This window comes from Streptomyces sp. CO7 (assembly GCF_053474865.1).
On the sequence record NZ_JBRIOU010000006.1, the window covers coordinates 422059 to 423551 of the forward strand.

The 1493-nt window shown below is 74.5% G+C and carries 2 protein-coding genes; both read left to right on the forward strand.

Going from position 1 to position 1493, the window contains the following annotated elements:
* On the forward strand, positions 1-991 hold a 991-nt coding region (locus ACOV8S_RS23460; protein WP_448320034.1), incomplete at its 5' end, for a helix-turn-helix domain-containing protein.
* Entirely contained in the window at positions 988-1458 is a 471-nt protein-coding gene (locus tag ACOV8S_RS23465) for a hypothetical protein (RefSeq protein WP_448320035.1), read from the forward strand. The genes ACOV8S_RS23460 and ACOV8S_RS23465, both read left to right, overlap by 4 nt.
* Positions 1459-1493: the final 35 nt, after the last annotated feature.

Below are 1493 nucleotides of genomic sequence, written 5' to 3' on the forward strand. Positions count from 1 at the left end.
GGTGATGGCGCAGGCCGACCGGCTCTTCGCGGGGCAGGCGCTCACCGTGGCCTGTCCGGCCTTCGACAACCACATCATCAGCGTCGTCCCGCTCGTCAAGGAGCAGGAGCACGAGCACACCGTGCGGCACCTGCTGGAGGTGTTCCGCACCGCGGGCGTGCACATCGGCGGCAGCCAGCCGCACGAGCTCAAGGCGGTGGGCGACGCCTACGACGAGGCTCTCGCCGCGCTCACCCGGGCCTCCCACTACCCCGAGCGGATCGTCATCGCCTCGCCGCGGCCACCGGGCCTCGCCGACGTCCTGCCCGCCGACGCCGCCCGGTCCTGGGCCTCCGCGCTGCTGCAGCCGATCCTCAGCACCGCCCGCATCCGGCAGCTCGAACTGACCGCGATGGCACTGGAGTTCCGCACCACGGCGGCGTCGAAGGTGCTGGGCATGCACCGCAACACGCTGGCCCGGCGGGTCGCCCAGACCTGCGAGGCGGTGGGACTGGACCCGGAGCTCACCATGCACCGGATCGCGCTGTCCCTGGCGATCCAGGTGGTACGGATGCACGGCACCGGCAGCGCGGCGGAGTCCGGACCGCCCGCCACCCTGCACGACCTGCTGACCAGTCAGGAGGTGCGCGCCTGGGCGGACAAGACACTGCGTCCCCTCGCCACCGACCGGCGCGACCTGGTCCGCACCCTGCGGGCGTGGGTGACCTGCGAGTTCCACGTCGACCAGGCCGCGGCCCGGGTCGGCATCGCGCCCAAGACGGTGCGCGCCCACATCCAGGCGGCGGAGCACCTGCTGGAGCGGGACTTCATCACCGGCATCCCGCAGGATCTGATGGAGGACCACGGCGAGCACCGGCTCAGCGGCATCCGGCCGCTGACCTGCGCCATGTACGCCACCACCCCGCCGGGCGAGCCGTATCCGGCGCTGACGACCGTGGCGCGGGCGCCGCGGCCGGTGAACGCGTCCCCCTGGCCCGTGGAGGTGTCGTGAGCGGCGCGCAGGACAGCGGAGTACGGGTCAAGGAGCTGCTGGAGCGCCTGCGGTGGCACGCCGAGCACGTCGCGGCCGCCAGCGCCGCCCGTGACCGGCTGATGCTCCAGGCGCGGTACGAGGGCGCGGACGCCGCCGAGGTGGAGGAGGCCGCGGGCCTGAGCCCCGACCGGGCGCGGGCCCTGGCCCGGGCCGCCGTGGTCCCCTCCCGGCTGTGGCCCGGCGCGCACCTGCGGGTGCCGCCGCAGCTGCTGGCGGACGACGAGGCGCTGCGGGCGGCGCTGACCGGACTGTACGCCCGGCTGGTGGGCGTCGTGCCGCCGCGGGAGTGGAGCAGGGAGGAGCTCGAGGAGGAGCTCATGACCGGGGTGGCCCCGCGGATGCCGCTGGGCCACCACTGGCGGTTGACCGTCGACGACGTCACCGGCGGTTTCGCCTACGGGGTCTGGCCCGAGCCCGTGGGCTGAACGGCGGTGCGCTGAACGGCCTTACGCTGAACGGC